We start from the raw sequence: 19,508 nt of genomic DNA, 5'->3' as shown, positions 1-19,508 counted from the left end.
TCCAATACTGTTGAATTCTTCTTCTTTTTTATTACACTGTAACGTTTTAGCTTTTTAAGGCTGTTCTGGAAAACTTAGCCAACCCAAAGAAGTATAGCTAACAACTGTGGCAATAAAATTCTTAAACACATAACTAATGGATAAACCGTAGCGTAGGATAAGGCGGAAGCCCCACTTGTGCTATGTAATCCATTAGCAAATGCTAACGCTGGTGGATCGGTCATAGAGCCAGCGAGCATCCCGCAAATAGTTAAATAATTCAGTTGTCCGAACATTCTAGCAATGACGCCAACTGTCATTAGCGGTATAAATGTGATTGCAATACCATAACACATCCAACTCAGTCCATCGCCATCAACTAAAGTATCAACGAATCCGCCACCTGATTTTAAACCGACGACGGCAAGAAATAGCACAATACCAATTTCCCTCAAGGCTAAGTTAGCACTTGGTGGCATAAACCAATATAACTTGCCGATACTACCGATTCTAGCGAGAACTAACGCTACTATCAAAGGACCGCCAGCTAAACCAAGTTTAATAGCAGCAGGCAAACCAGGTAAATAAATAGGAATAGAGCCTAATAATACACCAAGCCCGATGCCCAGGAATATGGGTAACATTTGCACCTGATTAAGTTTTTGTCGAACATTACCTACAATACTCGCAACCGATTCTATCGACTCTTTTCTACCGACTAAGTTTAATATATCTCCAAATTGTAAATGCGAGTCACCGGATGGAACCAACTCTACCCCTGAGCGGTTAAGACGAGAGACTACAACATCATATTTCTCTTTAAGGCCGAGTTCATTGATTTTCTTACCAAGAACTTTCTCATTGGTAACGACTAGACGTTGCGAACGCATATCGGTACCTTTGGTGGAAAGATTAGCATTTACTTCTTCACCAATGACTAATACGGCATTTTTTAGTGCTTTTTTGCTACCTACTAAATGAAGAAAATCGTTCAAATCAACACGGGTGTCTTCTCGAGGTACAATGAGTTCTTCACCACGTTTAAGGCGGGAACAAATCACGTCGTCACTAGTGAGGGCAGGGATTTCAGACAATTTTAGGCCAATTAAATTGGCGTTCTTGACTGACACGTTCTTTGAAAGCAAACCGTCTTTTTTTTGTCCGCTAGATGCGTCAAATTCCTGAGCTTCTTGTTCGAGATCGACTTTAAATACCACGCGTAATAAATACATAGTCAACAAAATACCGCATATACCAAAAGGATAAGCAACGGCATAGCCCATACCGGTCATACCTAGCATATGTTCGGTCACACCAAGTTCGCCCAATATTTGTTGGCCAGCACCAAGTGAAGGTGTATTGGTTACTGCTCCGGAAAACACGCCCAAGATAACAGGCAATGGTACATCGAATAATTTAAAAATAATTACGGTTACTATGCCGCCAAGAAGAACAATTAATGCGGCAAACCCGTTTAATCGTAGCCCCGAACTTCTTAACGAAGCAAAAAAACCTGGTCCAACTTGAATCCCGATAGTGTAAACGAATAAAATAAGCCCAAATTCTTGGATAAAATGTAAAGTATGACTGTCTAGGCTAACGTTCAACGACTGCGCAAAATGTCCAACGAAGATGCCGCCGAATAAAACGCCGCCAATGCCTAAGCCAACCCCTCTAATTTTCCAATTACCTATCCATAATCCAAGCACAGCTACTAGCGATAAAATGCTAATAGAAAGTGCAATTTCACTCATGATGAGCCTCCTATAGTTATTAAAACTTGCGATCCACTTTTGCGCCTAAAAAGCAGTGATAGACATAATATTCGTGGATTAATTTGTTATGGCAGCAGTGGTATCACTATATGCTCGGTAAGAACTGAATTCGTAATAGAGAACGAAAGGAGTGGTTAGAGAGTATTTTTAACTACTTTTGGTACTGTGTGCCACGTAATTTATAGGGAATATAATACGCTTTAAACTGAACCAACTAGTTAATGGGAATGTTGTTGTGTGCTGTAGAGCAAAAAGTAATGTTTTAAAGCGAGAGGTTGATCAAAATATTAGTGGCATAACAAATACTTTATTTAAGTTGCTGTATTTAAAGTCATTTAATTTATTAACATATAATTTAACATCTCAACATATTCTGTTTTAATTTTTACAATTTAGCTAAGACGCCAATCTTATAATGAGGAATGGGATTTATAAAAGCAAGTAGTGTGCGGATGTTATACAAGCTGATGTTATAACTATTTATTTAACATAATATACATAATGCGTACTTAATAGTATTAGTACAACGTTGCGATTTTAATGAACTGAAAACATGTATTTTATAATCGTACTCAATTCTTGCTCTCAGCTATATATCTAACAATGCTGAGAAAACTTGTATCAGTTTTAATTGATCGAGCCTAGCGTACTCACATGCTATTTTTATCATTAATGCAAACACACCATTATCAATTTAGGTTTAGCTATTCATCGCAAGTAATGGCTGAGATCAGTATTGATAAAATTAAACGGTGCACACATTTACTCACACAGAATATAAATACATCTGAAAAACCAACTCATAGTATATATGCAGAGCGGAATTTGCGATTTATATTCATTTATTAGAGGCGCTATCTAGCCCCAAATGTTGTTGAATTAGAATAATGACACTTCAAAAGTAACGCTAACATCGATAACTGTAATCTGCCGTAATCCTAGATACTTTCTAATTTGCATTGGTCAATATCGCTAATACTAATATGACTAAAAGGAATAGCAAGCGCTCACACCTAAACAGAGTAATACTGATTATGGAATATAAAGAATCAATAAAATCTGCAAAAGTAACAACGTTACATGTAGTTTTTTAAATGTCCATTTGCAAATTTTTTAACGTAATGAGAAATGCACCAATGCATATTTATGCACTGTTAAGTTATTGAAATAGTATAAAATGTACTGTGTATTGGAAAGATTATGCTGCGGACGTTTCTGATTAGCTTAAGTTTTTGTAGTGGCTTGATAATTTTATGTTTCATATACATTTAGTTATAATGCGCTAAGGTGTCGTGATACTTAGACTATGACAAAACTATCACTGTAGCTATTCTGCTTTTTCTTTCCGTATTTGTTCTGCAATAATTTTTATAGCTTCTGCGGTACTAATGCCCTGCTCCATTAATGCTTGAATTTTTTCTACTGCTTCTTGTTGTTCTTGGTGTGATAGTGAAGGTAAATCATTAAACATGTGTCAGCCCCTTTTCATTTAGGGGCTGACTATAAATTGATTTTTAATAGGTAGCAAGGAAGTTTGCATACGCCCCTACTGAGTTTTCATTCGTATAGCTTATTGCTAAATCTAACTCGAACAACCCTAAAGGTGATAAGCCTATTCCACCGGTAACAGTCCCCTCTGAATTATTGTAAGCGAGGTTTTTCTTATAACCACCTCGTAATTGAAGTTGGCGTAGAACATCAATTTCCATACCAACACGAATCCATTGAGTGTTATCTTCGAATTGATCAAATCTTTTGTCTTCATTAACATCATAGTCAACGCTTAATGAAAAGTAATCAGCAACAAAGCCTGCACCAACCGTATATTGAGGGCGTAATTGATAGGTATAAGCGCTTGATCCAGATGTGGTCGAGATAAGTTGAGTTTCAACATCACGCGATATTAAATTCACACCCGATACGCCGACTCTAAATGGGCCATAGAACCACATAGCACCTAAATCTAAATTGAAAATACTCTTTGAAGTACTGTTTTCAAATGCATCTAATAGATCATAGTCTTCTACCGAAGCAGAGTAAGCATAAGTATTGATTCGTTGAATTTTTGGTGAAAGACCAAAGGACATATGCTGACCAAATACAGTTTGATATCTTGCAAATGACGCTCCAGCCTCTAAAATACCGACCGAAACCATATTGATTCGACTTCTTTCTGCTTGGTCAACTGTGGCGGCGTTACCCGTTAGACTGCTGTCTTTGTTTGCTATGTCTGGGGCGACAAATGTTTCTGCGTAGGCTTTGCCAAAAATTGTCGTTGATAAGTACGGATTAGGGATACCGAACGCAGCAACCGCGCCAAATTCTAACTTAGCATTGTCCCCTTGCATATCGTTCATAACAGTATCAAGATCGTCAATATCTTGTGGTGTGTAGCTTGAAGAGTCACTAAGGTCTATGCTGTCAATAAAATCTACCATTGTATCAATATTATCAGCCAACATATTTTCATCACTGTAACTAATCCCAACACCTGGAAGTAACATACCTACATCATCATTTCTGCGATAAATAGCAGCCAAAGCAGGGTTATAGAAAGGAGCGGTAAGATACGTGGCAGAAACAACTCCTACTCCGCCCATCGCATCACCTCTAGCGTCTACTGCATAACTCGCTGCTAACGTTGGAGATGATGCAATTGTAATTACTATGACAGTAGTTAACTTTAGTTTATTCATTTATAGTGCCGATTTATCAAAAGATTTGATATGTTATCGGCGATTTAAAGCTAAACTTTAGGATTAATCAGCTGATATATCGTATGTTTTACTAATGATTTGTTGATCTTCTATAATGACAGGTCCTTGCCATCTATGGTGAGTTATTCCAACAGCTAACACATATCTATCCGCGTTAAGCTCACTGATAGGCAATTGTTTCGGATAGTTACTTTCATATTCTCTGTGCCAAACTCGTACATATTCGTCAGCGACGTAATCATACAATGACACAGTCAGTACCGGTAACACACAATACGGATTTAACAATCCAATTTTATCTACCGCCCAAGTATCTTTAGAGTCCCATCTTACTACTTGTTTTGAAATTGATTCTGACATAACAACCCATACACTCCAGCTATCGTTGTTTTGCGCTGTGACCTCGATACGATACAAACCATTAGCTAATCTCTGTGTTAAGTCATATGTCACCGTATAAGTATTTCTTTCATTCTCTTGCTGAACAACAAAATTACTCTCATTGGATACAGAACCATCGGGCCAATTTAACATTTTAACGCTAGTTATTTCTTCTGGAGATGTAATTTCAACAATTGCCCTTGCAACACTTCGTCCCGGACTTTGTATCGATTGTCTTTTTATAACAACACTGTGGATCCAAGCGGCTACTGGTTCATTAGATATGCTTTTACCACAATCACTTTCAAGCGATTTGAGAAGCAATTCATTTAAATGTTGTTTTACGTAGTCATCAGGATCCGCTTGCCACACATTGATTAAGTCCCGAAAGCTCCCTTCTAAATCATTGTTCAATAATTTTTGATGAGCTTGATTAAGAGGAGAACTGCTTTCGAACCACTCATTCGCGGCAATAGATGTATTAAAACAAAACGTAAACAATAACAAATAAAGACGCATGTTATTAAGCTTTCATTTTATAACCGACGCCACGTAGCGTTTCGATTTCTAGACCAGGGATTTTCTGTCTTAGTTGCAAAACGTGAGTATCAACTGTTCGCGTAGTCGGGAAATGGTTATAGCCCCACACATGGTCTAGCAGTTCATCTCTTGTGAACACTCGACCTAAATTACTGGCTAAAAACAATAGTAAATCAAACTCTGTTCGAGTTAGCGTAACGGATTCGCCATCTTGAAATACATCTCGGGTTAATTTGTCAATCGTAATAGAACCAGCAGTAACCGTATTCGACTCGTCATTTTCACCGTCTTCTTTTGGGTTACGTAACTGTGCTCGAATTCGAGCAAATAACTCTGCTTCAGCAAAAGGTTTAGTTAAGTAGTCATTGGCTCCAGCGTCTAAGCCAGATACTTTATCTTTGATTGTAACCAACGCAGTTAATAAAATAACCGGGACTATTTTCAACTCTTTCCATGAAGCTAAATGATCAACAGTATCTCCATCCGGTAATTGTCTATCTAAAATAACCAGGTCAGCTTGCTCCCATAATGGAGCGACTTCGGCAATAGTTTCAGCATGTAAGCATTCATAACCAGCCTGCTCTAAACTAACTAATAATCCATCCGCCAAATTCTTGTCATCTTCAACGAGTAGCAGTGTCTGTTTCACAGGGTATCTCCAATTTAAATGTCGTCGGTGGCCCAATTAGTGTCATTGTGCCTCCCATTCTTCCGACCATAGATTCAACAATGGTTAAACCGAGGCCTAAACCAGCCTTACTAACAAAAGGTTTCTTGACTGTTTTCCAATCTCTTTTAGTTAAGTTACCTTGATCAATAACACTAAACACCACCGAATTATCTTGTGAATCAACTCGTAATTGAATTGGTTCTACTCCATACTTCTTGGCGTTGTTTATCAAGTTATCTAAACAGGTTCCTAACCAGTACACATTGACTTTTACTGCTATATCTTGCTTTACAGCTAAGGTTACTGGTATTTTACTTTCTTCATATCGATAACCCAACCACTCTTCAACAGACGGTATCCATTCGGTTGCTAGGTTATGATGTTCAGATTGAAGATAATCTTTACTCGCTTCAGCGAGTTGCCTTAATCTTCTCGTATCTTCACATAATCGTCGAAATTCATCGTAAACTGTTTCCGGCAATCTCTCGAATTCTCGTCGAAACCCTTCAACAGTCAAGGATAAACTGGCTATCGGTGTGCGTAATTCATGTGTAAGTATCTGTAATACTAACATACGATTCTTTAGTTCATCGCGTTTTACATTCCAACGATATATTGTCCAGCCAATAACTAACGTAATATTTATTACGATTAAAGCGATCATACTTTGCATTACTAAATCAGATTGATCTGACAACTCCCAGCAAAGATTGCCTCGCTTGACAAAGCAATACACGTCTTTATCAACAATAGAAAATTTCATTTCCGACTTGATAACGTTTTCTTGCCAAACATCTTGCGGAAAAATGTAATATTTACTGCCTCTTTTTAACCAAAGATCATCATTATCAACAAACATTCGTTCGCCGGCTATCAATGCAAAAATAGCGTCATAACGCATCCTTTGTAGTTTACCAAGCAAGGTGTCAACTTCTGCTATAGGGCGCTCTTTAATGTGCATGTAAGAACGTAATTGCTCAAAATTTTCAGGGTAATCATTTACATATCGTTGCGCATACGTACCACCACCGGGATGAATTAACCCACTACGCGCAAACCATTTAGCTGTTAAAGGCGTTCCTCTACAAATAGCTCGCACAAATACAAGTGGTTCAGTAACCAATGGGCTTACTGGTAATGTGCCGGTGCAATCTGTCGATAATTGATACACCTGTTGAATATCTTTTAATGGGTATTTCGCCGTTTGAGGCAACATGTATTCTGGTGAAAGTAATTTTGTTGGAAAATCAGTTTGTAGATTACGTACATCATAACTGTCAATTGCTTTATTATAGTCAAATAAATCAATGAATTGGCTGATTCGTTCGGGCAACGTCATCGCTACCACCTGAAACGGAATTAACAGGACAACTACAAAACATACCATATAACGTAGTGACAATTTATCGGCCAAAAAATTTTTAAATACAATAGTAATAATATAAACCATTAACGTCCAAAAGCACATATATGTAAGGCAGTTAGCTAATAGTAAATAGATTTAAAAAAGCCAACCTAAAATAGGTTGGCTAATTCACAAATGGTAACTTAACAAGGCTCAGTTACAAAGCTTTTGAAATCGCATCGACGCTGTCTTTAGCGTCACCAAATAACATTTGGGTATTCTCTTTAAAGAACAATGGGTTTTGTACCCCTGCGTAACCGGTATTCATTGAACGCTTAAACACGATTACATTTTGCGCATGCCATACTTCAAGTACTGGCATACCTGCAATTGGACTATTAGGGTCTTCTAACGCAGCAGGATTGACTGTATCGTTAGCGCCAATAACTAACACGGTATCTGTAGTAGCAAAATCGTCATTTAACTCATCCATTTCCAAAACAATGTCATATGGAACCTTCGCTTCCGCTAATAACACGTTCATGTGACCGGGTAACCGACCAGCTACTGGATGAATACCAAAACGAACATCAACTCCTTGGTTCCGTAATTTTTCAGTTATTTCATGAACAGGATACTGAGCTTGAGCAACAGCCATCCCATATCCTGGAGTGATAATCACTGATTTAGAGTTTTTCAACATTTCCGCAACGTCTTCAGCGTTAATTTCACGATGCTCACCATAGTCAGTATCGGAATCAACCACTACTTCTTGACCAAAGCCACCGGCGATCACAGAGATAAATGAACGATTCATTGCCTTACACATGATGTAAGAAAGAATTGCACCAGAAGAGCCCACTAGAGCACCAGTGACAATCAACAGATCGTTGGCTAACATGAAACCTGCTGCTGCTGCTGCCCAACCCGAATAAGAGTTAAGCATAGAAACAACCACTGGCATATCGGCACCACCTATAGAAGCTACTAAGTGATAGCCAAACACAAACGCAATTAATGTCATTACAATAAGGGCAAACATACTGCCTTCTGCGTTAACAAAAATAATCATAAGCAGCAACGATGAAACAACTGCGGCTAGATTCCATTTATGTTTATGAGGAATATTTAAAGGTGACGAAGAGATAACTCCACGAAGTTTACCGAACGCTACTATCGAACCAGTAAAAGTTACCGCACCGATAAATACGCCAAGAAACACTTCAACTAAATGTATATTCAACATCGCTTGGTCAAGAATAATACCGTGATCTAAATAGCTATTATATCCAACCAATACTGCCGCTAAGCCAACGAAGCTATGTAAAATAGCAACCAGTTCTGGCATCTGTGTCATTTCCACTTTTTTAGCAAAGTGGATTCCTATCGCACCACCAATAATCATGGCAACAATAATCCACGCTAAGCCGGATGAATCTGGTGAAAAAATTGTTGCTATAAGAGCAATGGTCATACCGGTAATACCATAATAGTTACCAGCACGAGCGGTTTCTTGCTTAGAAAGTCCCGCTAAACTCATAATAAAGAGAACGGCCGCAACAATGTAAGCGGCTTGTACTAATCCTGCAGACATGTATTACTCCTTAGTCTTTACGGAACATTTCAAGCATACGTTTGGTCACAGTAAATCCACCAAAAATATTAATACTTGCAATTAAAACAGCAATAAAGGAAAGCACTGATACGGCAGTATTTCCTTGCCCAATTTGTAAAAGTGCACCTACAACGATAATGCCGGAAATCGCGTTCGTTACCGACATTAAAGGTGTGTGCAAGGCATGTGAAACATTCCAAACCACGTAGTATCCAACTACGCAAGCAAGGATAAAGACCGTAAAGTGAGCAAGAAATGCTGCAGGAGCAACACTAGCGATCCAAGCAAACGCACCAACCGCAATTGCAATGCCCGCTATTTTTTTAACAGGAGAGGTTGGTTCTTCTACTTTAACTTCCGCTTTCGCAGGCTCTTTAACTTCAACCTTAGGCTGTGCTGAAACTTTAATCGGTGGTGCAGGCCAAGTAATCTCGCCTTCTTTAACTACTGTGACACCTCGAAGTACCACATCATCAAAGTTGATGTCGATATTACCGTCTTTCTCTTTACAGAGCAGTTTAAGCAAATTAACTAAGTTAGTTCCGTATAGTTGAGATGATTGAGTCGGTAAACGCCCTACCATATCAGTGTAACCAACAATTTTTACGCCATTATCCGTGGTAATAACTTGATCTGCTACGGTGTATTCACAGTTACCGCCATTTGCTGCGGCTAAATCAACAATAACACTCCCAGAGGCCATGCTATCGACCATTTCTTTGGTAATAAGTTTTGGTGCTGGACGTCCAGGAATTAGAGCAGTCGTTATAATAATATCAACATCTTTTGCTTGTGCCGCGTATAGCTCTTCTGCTTTTTGATTAAAAGCGTCTGACATCTCCTTCGCGTAGCCATCTCCAGCACTAGTATCTTCCTCAAAATCCACTTCAAGGAATTCTGCCCCCATGGATTGCACCTGTTCTTTTACTTCTGGCCTTACATCGAAAGCACGAACCACTGCACCTAAACTACCGGCAGCACCAATTGCAGCAAGACCGGCAACACCTGCCCCTGCAACTAACACTTTAGCTGGGGGTACTTTTCCTGCTGCAGTGATCTGTCCGGTAAAAAAACGTCCAAATTCATGAGCAGCCTCTACTACCGCACGATAGCCTGCAATATTGGCCATCGAACTTAGCGCATCCAATGCTTGTGCACGAGAAATGCGTGGAACTGCGTCCATGGCCATAACATTAATATTTTTGCTTGACAGTTTTTCCATTAAGTCAGCATTTTGAGCTGGCCATATAAAACTGATCAAACTTGCGCCTTCTTTCAGAAAGCCAATTTCACTATCTGATGGCGCATTGACTTTCAGTATCAAGTCAGCCTGCCATACCTCTTCAGTTGTTACTACTGAAGCACCTGCTGCTGAAAATGCGTGATTGTCAAAACTCGCTAACGCACCAGCGTTTGATTCAACTGAGACGTCAAATCCCAATTTTATTAGCTGCTCAACCGTTTTAGGTGTTGCAGCGACGCGTGTTTCACCTGTGAGTATTTCTCGTGGCACACCAATTTGCATAGTTATTCCCTACTATTGGCACAATTAAAAAAATTTGTGTATAAATATAAACAACCTTTCAAGTTAATGCATTTTGTAACAAAAATACAATCATTCATGACAAGTCGGAGCTCATATCGAGGACATGATTATCTCTGATGTTTTCATTTTATTGATCGAAGTAATGTTTTTACCCAAATATCGAGTGACTAGTTTTGAGTTACATTAAAAACACAAAAGAGCCATCAGAATATACGCTAATGACTCTTGAAAAGTTGATAAAAATCAAATCGATTGTTTAATTATCTCGTTTAGAAGATCTCACCTCTCATTTGATCAATAAACATCTTCGCCTTAGTTAACATAAGCTCGTTAGCCGTTTCTTTTGAAGCAACAACGTCTGAACGAATAAAGTTATGCTCTTGAATTTCACCATCACGTTCTTTTGTTATTCGCCCTGCGATTCGGTATTGGCTTGACTCTGGTTTTGCGTCTGGATAAATGAGAAAACCTTCATATTCAACAGGCTCAACTTGAACCTTAGGTGAACTGACAGTATTTGAGCCAAACAACTTAGAAAAAAATCCCACATCTACTCCTAACGTTTATGTTGCACGTATAATTAATTGATACTTGTAACCTAAAAACAAATCCATTTGATGGCTGTGCATATGCGGATTAAACGATGCACTATCTATTATAAATAGACGTAATTTAATAAAATTATAACGCTTAACCATGACATACATTTGTTTAGCGACAGCACACCACACATTTAAATCAATTTGGTAATATTGGCTTTTCAAACCACTCTAGCGGACGATCATTAGACGAATGATTGCTATTAACAGAGTATAAAGAAAGATCATCTTGTTCTCTAACTTCTCGACGATCATTCGTAATCATTGTTTCTGCTGCTTCGATAGCGGCTTGGGCCTGCTGTTTAAATATCAACAATCTCTCTTCTGCTAAACGAGACAAAAAATCAATATCATAACGAATATAAACCGGACGTAGCTGATTGAGAGCAATACAGGCTAAGTCGGCAAGTTGCTCGTTACTATACTTAGTTATGAACTCATCTTCCGCAAGAATGGCCCCGACTAGCGTTTCCATATAATTGTGTACATCAACACTTATCTGCATACTTTACAATCCACCTGTCTCCGAGATAATACTCATTTAAAACTAGCACTATAGTCAGCTAACCTCAAGGTTAACAATTGTTAACACTGCTTGAAAAAAACACAACAATTAACTCTAACGCAGCAAAAAATAAAATTATTAAGCAAACTAGTTTTGCTATTGTGAAATTCAAAGTATGCTATACGAATAAAATATATCAATCACAGTTCTGATACCCGAAACATGTCTTTTATCCATTCGAACTTATTTAGACTCTTATTTCCTTTGGTCTTAACGTTAATACTGTTCGGTACAATGAACAATGTTGTTGTATTGGTGCAATCAAACTTTACTATTGCATCACAATTACCTTATTTTCTATTTGCCATATGTGTGCTCCTTTGCCAAGGATTTAATCAAGGTAGAATCGGTATGATTGCACTGACAATGGCACTCGCCTATTGGATTATACAAACGCAATTACAAAGTTCATTAACATCGGGTAGCACAAAAGTCGAGTTTCTCCTGTTAGCCTTCTCTTTTCCTGCGGCTTGCGTGTCTGTTTATCTTTTCCCAGAAAAACGTTTTTTCAGTTTGATCAGCTTACTGTATATCGTCATATTAGCTGCTCTTTGTGGTTGGGCGTATATGACGGTGCAACATGTCCAAAATAATGGGATGAGCGAATTATGGAACGATATATTGTTCGTAATTCCGCAAATTTCAGTTCTCCCGCTGGTGATAATTTTATATAGCACATTTTTGGTCGGTCTATTGGCTATTTTTGTATTAAGAAATAATCGCCCTGTTGATGTTGCAGTGTATTCGAGCCTTTGCATGTCAACGATGACGTTTATATTTTTTCAATATCCATTTATTTCTAGTATTTTGTTTTCATTAGGCGGTGTATTACTCATCGTTGATATTATTACCACGAGTCACCAACTAGCCTATATTGATCAACTAACAAATATTCCGGGAAGAAGAGCATTAGATACAGAATTAAAGCATCTCGGTAAGAAATTTACTATTGCCATGCTAGATGTTGACCATTTCAAAAAGTTTAATGACAATTTTGGCCACGACACTGGCGATGATGTTTTAAAATTGGTCGCATCTCTTATGAATAAGGTAAAAGGCAACGCAAAGGTGTATCGTTATGGTGGAGAAGAATTCGTCGTATTGTTCAAGAATAAAACCACTCAACAAGCAACAAACTACCTCGAAGATCTGAGAGAAAATATCGCGCAGTACCCGATGATATTGCGAAATAATGATGATAGGCCTAAAAATAATAAAGTTGGCGCCAAGAAACGGGTCCATAGTAATAGAACAGAAACCGTTAGCGTAACAATTAGTATTGGAGTTGCCGATAGCGCTAATATGCGAAATCCGGCCGACGTGATCACATTGGCTGACCAAGCACTTTACAAAGCTAAACAAGCAGGACGAAATAGAGTAGCACTGGCCAACGAACAACCATAATATGGGTAAATTATATTCGGTCTACCCGTTAGCACCTGTTAAAACTACTCACATATCTTTACCTTAGTTTATCGTTACATATCGACAGATTTTAGTTTAATAAAATAAAAGGAAACCTCAATGTTATATAAAGTCGCACTCACTCTAGTCTCTGCTCTCGTTGTTTTTATGCTTTATAAAAATAATACTACACCTTCTTACCTTGGCTTACACGATTCAAAGTTAGCACCAATGCCTTCTACTCCAAACGCTGTTTCGAGCCAAACTGATGATAGTGAAAAATACGTCGATCCTCTTTCTTTTGAATCAACTGAAGATGCAAAGAAAAAAGTGAAGCGTGTACTGGCTCAACTATCGAGTAACGTAGTACTGACTGAAACTGATAATTATCTACATGTTATATTTACTACCGATACAATGAGATATAAAGATGATGTTGAGTTGTACTTTGATCAAGACCAAAACCTCATTCATTACCGTTCACAGTCCCGTGTTGGTTATAGCGATAAAGGCCTAAACCGCGCGCGTTATAATAAATTTGCAAAACTGTATAACGAATTAAACTAACTCTTAAATAATATTTCTCGAGTTAAAAGCTAATCAATAGATATAAGTGCATAAGGTATGTTAGTCGCTCAAATAACACACTACTTACGTGACATTGTAACTTTTTTACTATTTAAACACGCACAAAATCATGTAAGCTAGCGGAATTAGTTGACTTTTACTCGGTTCTTTTTAGCATGGCTGCATCAATCCTAAAAACACGAAATTATTATGTCGAATGAAAAAAATATCTCTATTGATGAAAACAAAGCAACAGCAGATGTTATCGATCTAGAAAGCGTATCAGCAGAGCTGAAAAAAGTAATCGAATTTGATCAAGTGCCCGATGAAATGTTGAATATGGTTGTTTCTATTCACGAAGTATCGGAACAAGCCGTCCGGGAGTCATGGGACAGCTTGCCTGCCAGCGCACAAAATGTCTTAGACAATTTTGAGCAATTTCACGCGTTGATTTCAGTTAGCCAAGCTTTTGCAGGCATAAACTTTATGGATGAATACAAAGATCTGGAACTGCCTAAAGGTATGTCAGAACAGGAACAAGAAGATTATCGCACTCAGTTACTCGACCAAGTACTTTATAATTGCGTAAAAGACATGGTAAAGCAGATAAAAAAAGCGCGTAGAGACCCTGTTCTTAAGCGAGATTTTGTTAAAGTATTTGAAAAATAACGCTCAATAGAATTGCCATTATTAAACTTAAATTTCCGGCTAATGATTAAGCAGAACATCAGCATATCAAGCAATATCATGTATTATTCGGTCACCGACTCGTATTCGCCCTCTTTAGAATACGGTTTATTATGCTGAAAACATGGCTTGTTACGCTGAAAATACTGTTAGTTACAGCGAAAATGACGAATATGTGACCGAACGTTCAATAATATGGTCCTATATTAATTAAAATCGTTGACTATTATCCATGCTAGCTATTAAAGTTAACCCCGCCATAGATAGAAATGTAAGGTCGTATTTTGACTGCTAAAAGTAAAAAAAAGTCTAATGACAAAGGTAGCGTTTTGACTACAAAGAGTAAAAAAGAGTCCAATAAAAAGGACAGCCAATTAATAATTCGTATTAATGGCGAGCAGAGAGATAAATTTGTTTCTATGTGTGAGGATATGGATACCTCAGCAGCGAGAGAAATAAGGCGTTTTATTAAAACCTTTTTAGCAGAACATAAAGATACCGAACAAGAGTAATTACTAAGTAACAGTGGAGGTTCACACGCCTCTACGCCACAGCGGTGATGAATACAACAGTCATGTATAAAGCGGTAATTCTCGTTGACAATATGACAATCTACAGACAACTAACTTCAAAAATCGAATCAACTTATTGGGGTTTGACCCATACTTCACTAAAATCAAACCAACCTAAAGCATTGCAAGTTGCATTTTGTAATGTGCCAAATTGTCCTTTATTCACACCTAACCAACAATGAAACAACGGTATAATTTGTTGTGCTTCCACTAATTGTCTACCTAATGCTCTAGCGTCGAATTTTTCCGAACGTTGCTCACGCCAATCAAAAACTAATTTGCACCACTGTTGATACTCTATTGGGTCACTCATTTGGGCCAAATGACTATACTCCATTAACCACCCAACAAGCGCATCGTCCCTACTTGTGCCAATTCCCATCGGTTTTAACCATAAGTCGACAGAAGAAAAATCATCTAGCACATGTTTATATTTAACAAATTCTACCGTCAAACCATCGCTATTTAATAGTGAACCAATTTTCTTTGCCAACTCAGGAAAAACCGGATGCTCATCATGATAAGCAATAGTAATACTCTTGCTACCAGCTTCAGATAACCTATTTATTGGTGGCGGTAACTTCTTCGTGGGCAAAAGAGAATGCTGCCACCCCGGCTTTAAACCATAAGCAGGTAGCAATCCTAGGTCGGTAATAGTTTGCTCATCTAATAAACGATATAGATTTAGGCTTGTTAATGTTGAACAAAAGTAATGCGCCCATTGTTCATCTTTCGCTAATCCATTATTCCGATTTAATAATAAAAAGATACAACCTGGATCCAGTTTAACTTCATCGTCATTAGCCGAGCCACTATTAGACAAATTACCTTTCTTGTCTTGGATAGGATGGGAAAGGCTAGGAAAAACCATCGCAGAATACACTTCATCTATAACCCAAACTTCTACTCTATCGATCAATGCTCTATAACCAAAATATGAATCAAACGCTTCTAATATCAAGCGTTTATTATCATTATCGTTTACCTTGTACGGACCTGTTCCAATAGGTTTTAGGTCAAAGTCGTCGCCTCTCCAATCGATAGGCGGCATTATCTTTGCGTTCGTTTCTGTTAGTAATAGTGGCAACTGCCAATCGGTAGAGTTCAATGAAATATCAATAACCCAAGGTTGAGGAGATGTCACCGTTTTAAGATGAGCAAACATAGAGTAGTCAACTAATGCGGAAATAGAATCAATCACATGATCAATTGTTAACAAATCACCATTATGAAAACGAACACCTGAACGCAAGTAAAAGCGCCAATTTTTACCGTTATCTGATTCCCAATTATGAGCAAGGTCAGGCTGAAGTTCTTCATTGCCATCTAACTTGGTTAAGCCACTGAAGATCTGCCGGATAATATTTTGTTCTGAACGTCTATGCGGTTTAACTGGATTAAGCATAGATAATTGACGATAGTATGGCAGTCTGACTATTTGGCGACCTTCGGTATGAGAAACCCCTAAATAATCTTCAATTACTTTGGTTAGTTTACCGGTATCTTCATTTAGGACAGCAAACGCTCGCTCTATCCTACCTGTTTCTAAGTACTTCTTAGCTAAGTTTTCAATTACATCTTGTTGATTACGTTTAAAAATAATTTTTGAAAGATTACCTCGACCTGCGGCTGGATGCCATTCAATCCACCCTTCCTCAGACATTTTATTTAGAACTATGCGAGCGTTTCTACGAGTACAAAACAGTATAGAGACAATATCTTCTAGCTGAACATCACTATTTTTACCTTTAAAATGATCGAACAGTATTTCAAATTGGGTTCTAAGACGCGGGCTACTCATAAAGAGGAAATCTCAACAGGAATACTTTAATAATTAATGCCACTACTCTAACACATTACCAAACCAACGGTTATCTATTCCCATGCAATACCAATGGCTTGCGAAAGATTTTCTAACTGTTGTTGATTATCAAGTTTAACTGACCACTTACAGTCACCAGAATTGGCAACCACCACATTCGCTCCTCGGCCAAGCAACTGAATGGCTTCCACTTGAGCCTGCATGGACACACTATGTTCACCATTCAAACGAATAGATATTTCGTATTGATTAGCGACAATTTTGCCTAGTGAGAATTCAATTAACATTACGTTCTCTTTTATGTTTCATCACCGAAATTGTGAGCCGACTGGTACACACTAATCTATCTCGTTGGTCAACTATGTTAATCTGCCAAACTTGAGTACTTACACCAAGATGAACAGGTGTCGCTGTCCCCGTTACCGTTCCATTGCGCATTGAGCGGACATGATTGGCATTAATATCCAATCCGACACAAAAATATTCATTGCTAACACTAAAGTTTGCGGCTACAGAACCAAGTGTTTCAGCCAACACAACAGACGCACCTCCGTGCAACATTCCCAGTGGTTGATGCGTAAAATGGCACACAGGCATGGTGGCGGAAACAGAGCAGTCAGTTATTTCAGTGTATTGAATTTGTAAATGTTCAATCAATGTGTTTTTGGAACTATTATTCAGAGTATCTAATGAAATCGGCTTTTTCCATATAGACATAAATAATCCTTAAATGATATGTGAATAAAAATAGAGAGCTGTTATTATCCGGCTAAATTCACCTTAGCGCTAGGATGTTATACGTGATTAAAATTCAAAAAGCATTACTTTATACCCTACTACCTTTGTCCTTGATTAGTTGTAGTTCTTCACCCACGGGCCGATATCAACTGGTCATGTTTTCTGATCAGGAGATGAGTACCCTAGGCACTGAGTCTTTTGAATCAATGAAACAAGAACAAACTATCAGTACTGACCAACAGACTATCGACTACGTGCAATGCGTCACCAACTCTATTTTACCGTACGTAGATCCACAAGAAAGCTTTTCTGAATGGGAAGTCGTGGTATTTGAAAGCGAGCAGGTGAACGCCTTTGCTTTACCAGGTGGAAAAATAGGGGTTTATACTGGGCTGTTAAACGTCGCTAAAACTCCCGACCAACTCGCTACCGTCATAGGACATGAAATTGCCCATGTTTTGGCCGATCATAGTAATGAACGAATGTCTCAATCTCAGCTTGCCAACGTTGGTTTACAAGTAACCAATGCAACATTAAGTAATTCTGAATATCAGCAAGTCACCATGACAGCGCTTGGTCTTGGCGTTCAATATGGCGTCATTCTGCCATATGGTCGAACTCAGGAGTCTGAAGCCGATATTATTGGCCTTGAGTTGATGGCGAAAGCGGGATTTGACCCTTATCAGAGTATCGAATTATGGAAAAATATGGCATTAGCGTCGGGCGGCAGTCAACCACCAGAACTCTTGTCTACCCACCCGTCGCATGACACACGTATTAGTGATTTATCAGATAAAGCAGATACACTACCAGAGTCAGGTACTGGCTCGCCTAAATGTACTATTTAGCGTCTTCGTTCATTTACTATTTAGCGTCTTCGTTCATTTACTATATGTTTATTAGCGATAGCTACGTCAAAGGAATGAGATAATTTAATAAAACACCGTTTTGCAATAGTGATACTTTTGCTACTTCAATCCATTAAAAATTAAATAACCACTTTAATTACAAGCGATAAAGTGGATAATACAGCAAAATTTAAATTTACTTAGGTAATTACATTATGTCTACAGAAGCAACTCTACTCGAACGCTGTAATTCAGCATGTGAACTATGCGGCTCCACTACCACTTTAACGCCATATATCGTTGCTCCACACTCACAAGTTACCGTTGACCACGCAATTATGTTGTGTAAAACCTGTCAAAACCAAATAGACGAACCAGATACGGCTGACGCGAACCATTGGCGTTGCTTAAACGACAGCATGTGGAGCCAAGTTCCACCAGTACAAGTTACTGCATGGCGTCAACTAAAAAGATTATCGGATACAACAGACTGGGCTAATGACCTATTAGAAATGATGTATCTTGAAGAAGACATCGCTAAATGGGCTGAAATTGGCATGGATGACGACGATGAAAAGCCACGTGATGTAAATGGTGTTGAACTTAAGAAAGGTGACGACGTAACAGTTATTAAAGATCTTCCAGTTAAAGGAACAAATCAAGTGATTAAACAAGGTACGGTTATCCGTGGAATCAGCCTCGGTGATGATCCTCGCTTAGTTTCTGGTAAAGCAAATGGACAATCTATGTTCGTTATTGCTGAATTCTGCCGAAAAAAATAACTATTTGAATTGGGATTTCGTTTTTAGCAAGCTCACTTTAAATACAACGGCTACATTCGTTTACTTCTATGTAGCCGTTTATCATTACTGGCCTTTGTTGTTAACAATCTAGCTATTTAACAAAGCATGGTCAGGTCAATATTATCTAATCAATCCTAGATCTTTTTGCATGTGGCTAGAAAGCTCTGTTGTATAATAGCTTCTATCTAGTGGTTCTTTCACAAAAAAAATATCGATTAAATGCGTAATCAGTCCTTTGATATTAAGTGAATAACTTCTTCTGTCCGTAGAGGGTGTTGCTATGATTGTTTGCGTGTGTAGTACTTGCGTCATAATCGCCTCTTTGGTTAATCTTA

General features: G+C 38.2%; 20 protein-coding genes. 6 read left to right on the top strand and 14 right to left on the bottom strand.

From position 1 onward, the window contains the following. Positions 1 to 74: 74 nt before the first annotated feature. The 10 genes from R3X26_RS03750 to R3X26_RS03705 all read right to left on the bottom strand — a co-directional run bounded on the left by R3X26_RS03750 (position 75) and on the right by R3X26_RS03705 (position 11,672). Positions 75 to 1,733, bottom strand: a complete 1,659-nt coding sequence (locus tag R3X26_RS03750; protein WP_317715855.1) for a putative transporter — start codon at positions 1,731 to 1,733, stop codon at positions 75 to 77. Between the two features lie 1,348 nt (positions 1,734 to 3,081). Next, on the bottom strand, positions 3,082 to 3,225 hold the full coding sequence (locus R3X26_RS03745; RefSeq protein WP_317715854.1) for a YoaH family protein: 144 nt from the start codon (positions 3,223 to 3,225) through the stop codon (positions 3,082 to 3,084). Between the two features lie 43 nt (positions 3,226 to 3,268). Beyond that, positions 3,269 to 4,450 (bottom strand): conjugal transfer protein TraF, encoded by a 1,182-nt coding sequence (locus R3X26_RS03740; protein WP_317715853.1) that lies wholly within the window; start codon positions 4,448 to 4,450, stop codon positions 3,269 to 3,271. 63 nt (positions 4,451 to 4,513) lie between these two features. Then, positions 4,514 to 5,371, bottom strand: coding sequence for a DUF2861 family protein (locus tag R3X26_RS03735; RefSeq protein WP_317715852.1), 858 nt, complete (start codon positions 5,369 to 5,371; stop codon positions 4,514 to 4,516). A gap of 4 nt (positions 5,372 to 5,375) precedes the next feature. After that, on the bottom strand, positions 5,376 to 6,041 hold the full coding sequence (vxrB, locus tag R3X26_RS03730; RefSeq protein ID WP_317715851.1) for a response regulator transcription factor VxrB: 666 nt from the start codon (positions 6,039 to 6,041) through the stop codon (positions 5,376 to 5,378). Continuing rightward, complete coding sequence (gene vxrA / locus R3X26_RS03725) at positions 6,016 to 7,449, bottom strand: sensor histidine kinase VxrA (RefSeq protein WP_317715935.1); 1,434 nt, start codon at positions 7,447 to 7,449, stop codon at positions 6,016 to 6,018. The genes vxrB and vxrA overlap by 26 nt, the downstream gene beginning before the upstream one ends. Before the next feature lie 175 nt (positions 7,450 to 7,624). Then, positions 7,625 to 9,001 (bottom strand): Re/Si-specific NAD(P)(+) transhydrogenase subunit beta, encoded by a 1,377-nt coding sequence (gene pntB, locus R3X26_RS03720; RefSeq protein ID WP_317715850.1) that lies wholly within the window; start codon positions 8,999 to 9,001, stop codon positions 7,625 to 7,627. Positions 9,002 to 9,011: 10 nt separating this feature from the next. Next, positions 9,012 to 10,547 carry a Re/Si-specific NAD(P)(+) transhydrogenase subunit alpha gene (gene pntA / locus R3X26_RS03715; RefSeq protein WP_317715849.1) on the bottom strand — a complete coding sequence of 512 codons (1,536 nt, stop codon included), beginning with the start codon at positions 10,545 to 10,547 and terminating at the stop codon, positions 9,012 to 9,014. Positions 10,548 to 10,837: 290 nt separating this feature from the next. Continuing rightward, positions 10,838 to 11,116 (bottom strand): HlyU family transcriptional regulator, encoded by a 279-nt coding sequence (locus tag R3X26_RS03710; protein ID WP_317715848.1) that lies wholly within the window; start codon positions 11,114 to 11,116, stop codon positions 10,838 to 10,840. A gap of 190 nt (positions 11,117 to 11,306) precedes the next feature. After that, entirely contained in the window at positions 11,307 to 11,672 is a 366-nt protein-coding gene (locus R3X26_RS03705; protein WP_317715847.1) for a late competence development ComFB family protein, read from the bottom strand. 294 nt (positions 11,673 to 11,966) lie between these two features. On the opposite strand from R3X26_RS03705, the gene R3X26_RS03700 reads away from it, so the two are divergent. The 4 genes from R3X26_RS03700 (at position 11,967) to R3X26_RS03685 (ending at position 14,902) form a co-directional block, all read left to right on the top strand. After that, positions 11,967 to 13,136 carry a GGDEF domain-containing protein gene (locus tag R3X26_RS03700; protein ID WP_317715846.1) on the top strand — a complete coding sequence of 390 codons (1,170 nt, stop codon included), beginning with the start codon at positions 11,967 to 11,969 and terminating at the stop codon, positions 13,134 to 13,136. Between the two features lie 120 nt (positions 13,137 to 13,256). Beyond that, complete coding sequence (locus R3X26_RS03695; protein ID WP_317715845.1) at positions 13,257 to 13,703, top strand: DUF1499 domain-containing protein; 447 nt, start codon at positions 13,257 to 13,259, stop codon at positions 13,701 to 13,703. A 210-nt stretch (positions 13,704 to 13,913) separates the two neighbouring features. Next, positions 13,914 to 14,372 (top strand): DUF3069 domain-containing protein, encoded by a 459-nt coding sequence (locus R3X26_RS03690; RefSeq protein ID WP_317715844.1) that lies wholly within the window; start codon positions 13,914 to 13,916, stop codon positions 14,370 to 14,372. 302 nt (positions 14,373 to 14,674) lie between these two features. Continuing rightward, a complete protein-coding gene (locus R3X26_RS03685) occupies positions 14,675 to 14,902 on the top strand; it encodes a hypothetical protein (RefSeq protein ID WP_317715843.1) in 228 nt (75 codons plus the stop codon). A gap of 133 nt (positions 14,903 to 15,035) precedes the next feature. Here R3X26_RS03685 and R3X26_RS03680 read toward each other — a convergent pair whose 3' ends face one another. The 3 genes from R3X26_RS03680 to R3X26_RS03670 all read right to left on the bottom strand — a co-directional run bounded on the left by R3X26_RS03680 (position 15,036) and on the right by R3X26_RS03670 (position 17,501). Beyond that, a complete protein-coding gene (locus tag R3X26_RS03680; protein WP_317715842.1) occupies positions 15,036 to 16,763 on the bottom strand; it encodes an SgrR family transcriptional regulator in 1,728 nt (575 codons plus the stop codon). A gap of 74 nt (positions 16,764 to 16,837) precedes the next feature. Continuing rightward, entirely contained in the window at positions 16,838 to 17,071 is a 234-nt protein-coding gene (locus tag R3X26_RS03675; RefSeq protein ID WP_317715841.1) for a DUF3389 domain-containing protein, read from the bottom strand. Continuing rightward, a complete protein-coding gene (locus tag R3X26_RS03670; protein WP_317715840.1) occupies positions 17,061 to 17,501 on the bottom strand; it encodes a hotdog fold thioesterase in 441 nt (146 codons plus the stop codon). Before R3X26_RS03670 ends, R3X26_RS03675 begins: the two co-directional genes overlap by 11 nt. A gap of 92 nt (positions 17,502 to 17,593) precedes the next feature. Between R3X26_RS03670 and R3X26_RS03665 the strand changes: the two genes are divergently transcribed. Both R3X26_RS03665 and R3X26_RS03660 read left to right on the top strand, forming a co-directional pair. Beyond that, entirely contained in the window at positions 17,594 to 18,370 is a 777-nt protein-coding gene (locus tag R3X26_RS03665) for a M48 family metallopeptidase (protein WP_317715934.1), read from the top strand. 215 nt (positions 18,371 to 18,585) lie between these two features. Continuing rightward, entirely contained in the window at positions 18,586 to 19,152 is a 567-nt protein-coding gene (locus R3X26_RS03660) for a PhnA domain-containing protein (protein ID WP_317715839.1), read from the top strand. A gap of 141 nt (positions 19,153 to 19,293) precedes the next feature. On the opposite strand, the gene R3X26_RS03655 is transcribed toward R3X26_RS03660, so the two are convergent. Continuing rightward, positions 19,294 to 19,485 (bottom strand): hypothetical protein, encoded by a 192-nt coding sequence (locus R3X26_RS03655; protein WP_317715838.1) that lies wholly within the window; start codon positions 19,483 to 19,485, stop codon positions 19,294 to 19,296. Positions 19,486 to 19,508: the final 23 nt, after the last annotated feature.

This window comes from Vibrio sp. TH_r3 (genome assembly GCF_033101115.1).
Taxonomy (GTDB): domain Bacteria; phylum Pseudomonadota; class Gammaproteobacteria; order Enterobacterales; family Vibrionaceae; genus Vibrio.
This window is presented reverse-complemented; position numbering and strand designations above follow the sequence as displayed.

Bases quoted from the DNA above. Each gene is read 5' to 3' on its own strand.
- R3X26_RS03750 (WP_317715855.1), bottom strand. From the start codon at position 1,733: ATGAGTGAAATTGCACTTTCTATTAGCATTTTATCGCTAGTAGCTGTG.
- R3X26_RS03745 (WP_317715854.1), bottom strand. From the start codon at position 3,225: ATGTTTAATGATTTACCTTCACTATCACACCAAGAACAACAAGAAGCA.
- R3X26_RS03740 (WP_317715853.1), bottom strand. From the start codon at position 4,450: ATGAATAAACTAAAGTTAACTACTGTCATAGTAATTACAATTGCATCA.
- R3X26_RS03735 (WP_317715852.1), bottom strand. From the start codon at position 5,371: ATGCGTCTTTATTTGTTATTGTTTACGTTTTGTTTTAATACATCTATT.
- vxrA (WP_317715935.1), bottom strand. From the start codon at position 7,449: ATGGTATGTTTTGTAGTTGTCCTGTTAATTCCGTTTCAGGTGGTAGCG.
- pntB (WP_317715850.1), bottom strand. From the start codon at position 9,001: ATGTCTGCAGGATTAGTACAAGCCGCTTACATTGTTGCGGCCGTTCTC.
- pntA (WP_317715849.1), bottom strand. From the start codon at position 10,547: ATGCAAATTGGTGTGCCACGAGAAATACTCACAGGTGAAACACGCGTC.
- R3X26_RS03705 (WP_317715847.1), bottom strand. From the start codon at position 11,672: ATGCAGATAAGTGTTGATGTACACAATTATATGGAAACGCTAGTCGGG.
- R3X26_RS03700 (WP_317715846.1), top strand. From the start codon at position 11,967: ATGAACAATGTTGTTGTATTGGTGCAATCAAACTTTACTATTGCATCA.
- R3X26_RS03695 (WP_317715845.1), top strand. From the start codon at position 13,257: ATGTTATATAAAGTCGCACTCACTCTAGTCTCTGCTCTCGTTGTTTTT.
- R3X26_RS03690 (WP_317715844.1), top strand. From the start codon at position 13,914: ATGTCGAATGAAAAAAATATCTCTATTGATGAAAACAAAGCAACAGCA.
- R3X26_RS03680 (WP_317715842.1), bottom strand. From the start codon at position 16,763: ATGAGTAGCCCGCGTCTTAGAACCCAATTTGAAATACTGTTCGATCAT.
- R3X26_RS03675 (WP_317715841.1), bottom strand. From the start codon at position 17,071: ATGTTAATTGAATTCTCACTAGGCAAAATTGTCGCTAATCAATACGAA.
- R3X26_RS03670 (WP_317715840.1), bottom strand. From the start codon at position 17,501: ATGTCTATATGGAAAAAGCCGATTTCATTAGATACTCTGAATAATAGT.
- R3X26_RS03660 (WP_317715839.1), top strand. From the start codon at position 18,586: ATGTCTACAGAAGCAACTCTACTCGAACGCTGTAATTCAGCATGTGAA.
- R3X26_RS03655 (WP_317715838.1), bottom strand. From the start codon at position 19,485: ATGACGCAAGTACTACACACGCAAACAATCATAGCAACACCCTCTACG.